5 protein-coding genes are annotated in these 7,912 nt (G+C 63.8%); all 5 read left to right on the forward strand.

Features of this window, described 5'->3' with window-relative positions; translation table 11 throughout:
* Positions 1-518 (forward strand): FHA domain-containing protein (locus tag DXC67_RS10650; protein WP_233503202.1); only part of this gene is annotated, 518 nt, incomplete at its 5' end.
* 6 nt (positions 519-524) lie between these two features.
* Positions 525-941 (forward strand): FHA domain-containing protein, encoded by a 417-nt coding sequence (locus DXC67_RS07495; protein ID WP_006235180.1) that lies wholly within the window; start codon positions 525-527, stop codon positions 939-941.
* On the forward strand, positions 938-2,872 hold the full coding sequence (locus DXC67_RS07500; protein WP_117637930.1) for a Stp1/IreP family PP2C-type Ser/Thr phosphatase: 1,935 nt from the start codon (positions 938-940) through the stop codon (positions 2,870-2,872). Before DXC67_RS07495 ends, DXC67_RS07500 begins: the two co-directional genes overlap by 4 nt.
* Positions 2,873-2,888: 16 nt before the next feature.
* Entirely contained in the window at positions 2,889-5,759 is a 2,871-nt protein-coding gene (locus tag DXC67_RS07505; RefSeq protein WP_117637931.1) for an FtsW/RodA/SpoVE family cell cycle protein, read from the forward strand.
* Between the two features lie 132 nt (positions 5,760-5,891).
* Complete coding sequence (gene pknB / locus DXC67_RS07510; protein ID WP_117637932.1) at positions 5,892-7,841, forward strand: Stk1 family PASTA domain-containing Ser/Thr kinase; 1,950 nt, start codon at positions 5,892-5,894, stop codon at positions 7,839-7,841.
* Positions 7,842-7,912: the final 71 nt, after the last annotated feature.

The raw sequence follows: 7,912 nt of genomic DNA on the forward strand, positions 1-7,912 counted from the left end.
CCATGCCCCAGCAGCAGCCGACGCCTCGCGCCGCCGCTCCCGACCCGCTTGCCGTGGCAGACCCCTTCGCGCCTAGCGTCCCCGACCCCGCCGCAGCACCCATCCCGGTGCCGCAGACCGTCTCGCGCGACGCGCTTGCCGGCATGGGCGGAGCCGCCGCGACCGGTGCCGCCGTGGGCCTAGGCGCCGCAGCCGGCATCGCCTCCAACATGGCGAGCACTCGCGCCCCGCAGCGCCCGCTCGCCCAGCTCGTCGACGTCGTGAGCGGCGAGAGCCATAGCATCACCTCCGCACAGGTGACTATCGGTCGCGAGCGCTCGGTTTCCGATATTGCCCTGCGCGACCCCAACGTGTCGCGCCGCCACGCCCAGCTCACCTTTACGGGCTCGGATTGGTCGATCGAGGACCTCAATTCCACCAACGGCACGCTCGTCAACAACCGCCGCATTACGCGCTGCCCGCTGCGCAACGGCGATCTGCTGACGTTTGGCCTGAGCACCTTTGAATTTAGGGGATAGTCGCTTATGAACATCGATATCGTCCTTTTTGCAGGCCGCATCGTCCTGGTCGCCCTGCTCTATATCTTCCTGTTCGCCGTCATGAAGACCGGCGTGGGACTTGTGCGCGGACAGCGCCGCGACTCGGCTATCTGGACGATCGATGTGGACAAGGGCCCGCGCGGCATCCGTGGCATCCACGTAGACATGCTCGGCCCCGTCATCGTCGGTCGCTCGCCATCTTCGGACATCTGCATCAACGAACCGTTCGTCTCGGCCTCGCATGCGCGCTTTTCGCTGCAGGGCCCGGCGCTCATCATCGAGGACCTCAACTCGCTTAACGGCACGCTCGTCAACGGCCGCCAGCTCGTGGAGCCCGCGACGCTGCGCGAGGGCGACGAAGTCCAGATTGGCGATGTGGTCATGAAGGTGAACCGTCGATGATCGACGAGGAGAACAAGTCCGCAACTATGACCGAGGCACCGGCCGCCGCCACAGCTGCGCCGGCCCACGCCGCTCCGGCGGGCTCCGCACCCGTGGAGCCCGAGGACACCGTGTTCTCCCTGCCTCTTTCGCATGTAACGCATGATATTTCGGATCTCGCCGATAACGAGGACGAAGAGGATGCCGTAGCGGCGCCCATCGGCGCACATGCTGCGGAACAGCCCACAGCGCCCGAAGCAACCCCGGCGCCGGCTCACTTTGCAGAGCCCGTCGCCGCGGCAATTAACGAGAGCGCTGCGGTGTTTGCGGCACCCGAGCCCGCCGCGCCGGCGTTTCCCATAGCCCCGGCATCCGAGGTTGCGCCCGCGTCTACGCCGGCGCCCGAGGCGGGGCCATCCCCCGAGGACGGCCCTGCACCCAAGACCCCGCAGCCTGCGCCCGCAAGCGAGTCCGATGCCGTGGCAGAGCCCGCCGCCCAGTCGCAAAGCACGCCCGCGCCGTCGCACTTTGCGACGCCCGAGCCTATAGACGTCAGCCCGCAAGACGACGAGTCGACCGCCCGCGTGTCCGAGAAGCCCGACTCCCCGGACACCGGCGATTCCGAATCAAACGCCGAGACCGACACCGTCTCTCCCGGTGACACAGCCGAGATCGACGTTGCCGCCGTTGAGGCCAAGCTCAAAGACCCCGGCTCGACCATGAGCTTTGAGCCCCTGACCGAGGAGCGTATCGAGACCGACTCGACCTATGATGCCGGCACCACCACGCAACTCATGTGGGGCGCCCGCTCCGACGTTGGCTGTGTGCGCCCGCACAATGAGGATTCCTACCTGGTGCAGTCGCCGCTCTTTTGCGTATGCGACGGCATGGGCGGTCACGCCGCCGGCGAGGTGGCCTCTTCCATCGCCGTTGAGACTATTGCCAAGACGGCCCCGCAGTCCGCCGACGCCGCACGCCTGGCGGCAGCCGTCGAGGCCGCTAACGCCGCCGTAATCGAGGCCGCCTTGAATGGCCTAGGCAAGCCCGGCATGGGCTGCACAGCCACTTGCGCCTATATCGAAAACGATACGCTCGCCATCGCCCACGTGGGCGACTCGCGCGCCTACCTGCTCCACGAGGGCACGCTCATCCGCGTGACCCGCGACCACTCCTATGTGGAAGAACTCGTGGACGCCGGCGAGATTACGGCAGACGAGGCTCGCGTCCACCCCAACCGTTCGGTCATCACCCGTGCGCTGGGCTCGGACCCCGCCATGTATGCCGACCACTTCACTCTGCATATCGAGGAAGGCGACCGCCTGATCCTGTGCTCTGACGGCCTTTCGAGCATGATTCCCGATAGCGATATCGAGAACATCGCCACGCAGTCCTCAACCGCGCAAATCTGCGTCGACAACCTAGTGGACGCTGCGCTTGCCGCCGGCGGCCACGACAACGTGACCGTAGTAGTCGTTGACCTGGTTGACGATGGCGTTATGCGCGAGGCGCAGCGCGTGCGTCGCCGCAACATTACTATCGCCGCCATTCTGGCCCTCGTCTTTGTGCTGGCAGCTGGCATCTGGGCCTACACGGGTGTCACCGGCTCGTACTACCTGGGTACCTACCAGGGCAATGTCGCCGTCTGGCGCGGCCTGCCCGGCAAGCCGCTCGGACTCAAGCTCCACTGGCTCGAAAGCGAAACCAGCATCAAGCTATCCGACCTGCCCGAAGACACGCAAAACCGCCTCAAGGCGGGCATTCCGCAAACAAGTGTCGACGATGCGCAGGACACGATATCCAAATACCGCCACCAGATCGACGAGGAGCAGACCCGCCAGGTGATTGACGCGCAAACGATTCGCGACAACACCAATCAGGGATCGACCTCCGAATCAGATTCCGAGAAAACCGCCGAACAGTCCGCCGAGGCCGAAGCCTCCGAAAAGAACTAGAAAGGGAGTGCCGCTTATGAGTCGCCGCAACACCGAGCTGCTCTTGCTCATCGCCTCGGCGTTCCCCGTCATCCTGCTGTATGCGATGTACGTGCTCACCGCGGGCGCCGCCATCTCCTTTGAGACGCTCGCCGTGCCGATCGGCCTCTTTGCCGCCTTCGCCGCGGCACATATCGCCGTGCGCATCTTGGCGCCCGGCGCCGACCCCGCCATCCTACCCATCGTATTTATACTTTCGGGCATCGGCATCACGTTCGTGACACGCCTCGCCCCCGCTCTCGCCATCTCACAGCTCATCATCCTGTTTGTCTCGGTGGCCCTGATGGTGGGAACGCTCGCACTGGTCAAAAACCTCGACGTGGTCATGCGCTACAAGTACACCTTTGGCATCATCGGCATCATCCTGCTGATGCTGCCCATCTTTATTGGCACCACGATCTCGGGCTCCAAGCTGTGGATTCGCATCGCGGGCTTTACCATCCAGCCTGGCGAGTTCGCCAAGGTCTTTATCGTGCTGTTCCTGGCCGGGTACCTGGCCGAGAACCGCGAGCTGCTCTCCATCTCCAACCGCAAGATCCTGGGCTTTAAGATCCCTCGCCTGCGACTGCTGCTGCCGCTGTTTGCCGTGTGGGGTGTGTGCCTGCTCGTCGTCGTCTTCGAACGCGACCTGGGTTCGGCCGTGCTGTTCTACACCATCTTCTTGCTGATGCTCTACGTTGCCACGGGGCGCTTTTCGTATGTCGTTATCGGCCTTGCGCTCTTAGCCGTTGGAGCTGTGGGCGCCTACAAGTTCCTGTCTCACGTTCAGGTGCGTTTCCAGGTTTGGGTCGATCCGTTTAAGGACGCCCAGGGCCAGGGCTACCAGATCGTCCAGTCGCTCTTCTCGCTTGCCGATGGCGGCCTGGTCGGTGTTGGCATCGGCAACGGCATGGCCAACAACATCCCCGTCGTCGAGTCCGACTTTATCTTTTCGGCTATCGGCGAGGAGATGGGCCTTTTGGGCGGCGGCGCCGTGCTCATCCTGTTTATGCTTTTTGCCGTGCGTGGCCTCACCACGGCTGCCCGCGCTAAATCCGACCTTGCCGCCTTTAGCGCCACCGGTCTTACGGCAGCCATCAGCTTCCAGGCCTTCTTGATCGTTGGCGGCGTAACCCGCCTGATCCCGCTGACCGGCGTCACCCTGCCCTTTATGAGCCAGGGCGGCTCCTCGCTGCTGGCAAGCTTTATCATCGTCGCGCTCCTGCTGCGCGCCGGTGACGAGGCGACCGGACGCGAGGCCGAGCTTACCGGCACCGGCACCATGGCCGCCATCACCGATGATCAGGTCGCATCTGCCGCCGCCCCGACGGGCACGCGCTTTGCCACCTCGTCTTCCTACGGCAGCGGCAGCCATTCCGTCGGCTCGCGCATGCGCCGTCGCCTGCTCGACACGCCTGAATCCGGTGTGCTCGGCCGCGTTGCGCTCGCCAACCGTCTAACCCGTGCGGTGCTCGCCTTTACGGCGCTGTTCGCCATCCTTATCGGCAACCTCACCTATGTCCAGGTCATTAAGGCCAAGGACTATCAGGACATGCCGACCAACAACCACACCATCGCCCGCTCCAAGTACATCCAGCGCGGTTCCATCATCACGTCCGACGGCGTGACGCTGGCCGAGTCGCTGCAGCAGGAGGACGGCACCTACGTACGCTCCTACCCCAACGGTAACCTGGCAGCGCACGTGGTTGGCTACGTGAGCCAGCAGTATGGCACCGCTGGCATCGAGAGCGTCATGAACGACACGCTCACCGGCTCCAAGGATTACTCCAGCTGGAACAACGCCATCGCGTCGCTCGCGGGGCAGACCCAGCCGGGCAATACCGCCAAGCTCACCATCGACTCGCGCATCCAGACGGCTGCCGAGCAGGCGCTCAAGGGCTTTAAGGGCGCTGTGGTGGTCATGGATCCGCGCACCGGTGCGGTCCTTGCGTGCGCGAGCTCGCCCACCTACGACAACACCAACATCGATGCGCTGCTCCAGTCGGGCGGCGGCGAGGACGGCTCCATGTACAACCGTGCCATGGACGCACTGTACACCCCGGGCTCGACCTTTAAGGTCGTCACGCTCTCCGCGGCACTCGAAACCGGCACCGCCAGCCTTACCAGCACGTACCAGGCGCCCGGCTCCATGGACATCGGCAACGCGCCGGTCACCAACTATGCCAACGAAAGCTACGGCACCATCAGCCTGCAGCAGGCCTTCGCCGTGTCGTCCAACGTCGTCTTTGGCCAGGTGGCCAACGAGATTGGCGCCAGCTCGCTCGTCCAGTTTGCCAACGCCTTTGGCTACGGCCAAAAGCTCGGCCAAGATCTGACCTCCGCCGCCTCCATCATGGCCGACCCGTCGCTTATGACCGAGTGGGAGACCGCTTGGGCAGGCGCCGGCCAGCCCGTCGGCATGGACCACACGCCTGGCCCGCAGACCACCGTTATGCAGAGTTGCGTGATCGCCGCCGCTATCGCCAACAGCGGCGTGGTCATGGACCCGTTCTTTGTGTCCCAGATACTCGCCCCGGACGGAACCGTGGTTAAGACCACGCAGTCCCGCTCTCTGGGCCAGGCTGTCAGCTCTGCCACGGCCGACCAGGTCAAGCAGGCCATGCTCGCCGTCGTCCAGTCCGGTACCGGCACCGATGCCCAGATTCCGGGCGTCAAGGTTGCCGGCAAGACCGGTTCGCCCGAGACCGGCGGCACCAACGTCAACTCTACGTTTGTTGGCTTTGCACCTTACGATTCACCCACGGTTGCCATCTCGGTGGCCCTGGAGGATTACGACAAACACGACGTCAAGGCGGCTAAGATTGCCGGCATCGTCCTGACCGCAGCGCTTGCCGCGCAGGGAGCGTGATGCCCATGATCGAATCGGACACCCGAGGCGCGCCGCGGCCGAAGAGTTAGCGGCAACGCGCCACACGGCCCCAGCGGCCACATCGTAGGTACTACACACATCGTTGAGCGAATAGTTATGTTAGGAGCAGGAATGGAACAGAGGGTCCTCGGGGGAAGATACCTCCTCAAGGATAAGGTGGGAACGGGCGGTATGGCGACCGTCTACCGTGCACAGGACCAGGTCCTCGACCGCACGGTGGCCGTCAAGATCATGCTGCCGCAGTATGCTGGCGACGCAACCTTCGCCGCACGCTTTAAGCAGGAGGCCCAGGCAGCAGCCGGTCTCTCCTCCCCCTATATCGTGGGCGTCTACGATTGGGGCAAGGACGGCGACACCTATTACATCGTCATGGAGTACCTGCGCGGCACTGACCTTAAGAGCGGAATCAAGAGCCACGGCGCCCTCGACCCCAAGAAGGTCGCCCAGATCGGATCGCAGATCAGCTCTGCACTCTCGGTCGCCCACAAGCACGAGATCATCCACCGCGACATTAAGCCGCAGAACATCATGGTGCTGCCCGACGGCAACATCAAGGTAATGGATTTTGGCATCGCACGCGCCAAGAACAGTCATCTCACGCAGGACAACAACGTGCTGGGAACTGCCCACTACGTCAGCCCCGAGCAGACCCGCGGTCAGGACCTCGGCCCCACCTCGGATATCTACTCGCTGGGCGTCGTGATGTACGAGTGCGCCACCGGCCGCGTGCCCTTTGACGGTGATGACGCCATCTCGGTCGCACTCAAGCAGGTCAACGAGCTGCCTATTCCGCCGAGCCAGATCAACTCCGGTGTCGACGCCGACCTTGAGCGCATCATCCTCAAGTGCATGGAGAAGGACCCGGCAAACCGCTTCCAGACCGCTGACGAGCTGCGTCAGGTGCTCAACAGCTACCTGTCCGGTCGTGCCGTCAACATCTCGGAGCCCACGCGCATCATCGGTGCCCCCGGTGAGCTGGGCGCCACCAAGACTCGCGAGCTTTCCGATCAGACGCGCGCTATGGTGCGTCCCGTCTCGGGCGTGAGCGGCCAGAATACCGCCCGTAGCTCGGTTTCGGGCTCCACCGGCTCCTACGAGGTCGAAAAGCCCAAATCCAACAAGAACAAGATTATCGCCGCCGTGGTGGCAGCTGTTGCCGTCATCGGCATCGTGGTGGCCTTTGCCACAGGACTCTTTGGCGGCGAGCAGGTCACCGTGCCCGATGTGCTGGGCAAGGACCAGCAGACTGCCGTCGAGCAGATCAAGGAAGCCGGCCTCGAGGTCGGCACCATCGACCAAAGCTACAACGACGATATCGACGAGGGCAAGGTCGCCGAGCAGACGCCCAACGGCAAAACCAAGAAGGCCAAGGGCACCAAGGTGAACCTGGTAATCTCCAAGGGCCCCAAGCCCTCCGAGAAGGTTGAGGTTCCCCGGCTTGTCGGCCTGACCAAGGACCAGGCAGAAGCCGCGCTGGCAAGCGTTGGCCTGAAGGGCAACGCCTCCGAGGAGGCCAACGAGGCCGATGAGGGCCAGGTCTTTGAGCAGGGCACCGAAGCCGGTAAGGAAGTCGAGAAGGGCACGACCATCTCGTACAAGGTCTCGAGCGGCCCGGATACCACGTCCGTCCCCGACCTGACCGACATGACCGAGGCCCAGGCGCGCAACGCCCTCGATATGGCAGGCTTTGGCGTCGACGTGAGCTACCAGGAGAACGACTCGGTTACCGAGGGCACCGTGATTAGCTGGAACCCCAGCGGCAAGCAGAAGCCTGGCGCCACGATTACCGTCGTCATTGCCAAGAAGTCCGGCAAAGCCAGCGTTCCGGGCAACCTGTACGGCAAGAGCATCTCCGCCGCCGTTACCGCGCTCAACAACGCCGGGTTCTACAACATCGCATTCTGCGATCAGAACGGTAACCCCGTGAGCGGCAACGAAAACGCCACCGTTACGGGCGTCTCCCCCACCGGCAAGCAGTCTACCGACAGCACGATTACGCTGACGGTTGCACTTTCTGGCTCTGGTACTGATTCAGGCGACGATTCCGGTACGACCAACTAGTCGCCACCCCACCGCCCATTACGGCTCTCGCCGCAAACATATTCACTCACAGGCGCCCGCTTGCTCCCCCA

It is taken from the genome of Collinsella sp. TF07-1 (assembly GCF_003437235.1).
GTDB lineage: Bacteria > Actinomycetota > Coriobacteriia > Coriobacteriales > Coriobacteriaceae > Collinsella.

What these genes read in the sequence shown, in the direction of transcription:
- DXC67_RS07495 (WP_006235180.1), top strand. Translation starts at nt 525, where the DNA reads ATGAACATCGATATCGTCCTTTTTGCAGGCCGCATCGTCCTGGTCGCC.
- DXC67_RS07500 (WP_117637930.1), top strand. Translation starts at nt 938, where the DNA reads ATGATCGACGAGGAGAACAAGTCCGCAACTATGACCGAGGCACCGGCC.
- DXC67_RS07505 (WP_117637931.1), top strand. Translation starts at nt 2,889, where the DNA reads ATGAGTCGCCGCAACACCGAGCTGCTCTTGCTCATCGCCTCGGCGTTC.
- pknB (WP_117637932.1), top strand. Translation starts at nt 5,892, where the DNA reads ATGGAACAGAGGGTCCTCGGGGGAAGATACCTCCTCAAGGATAAGGTG.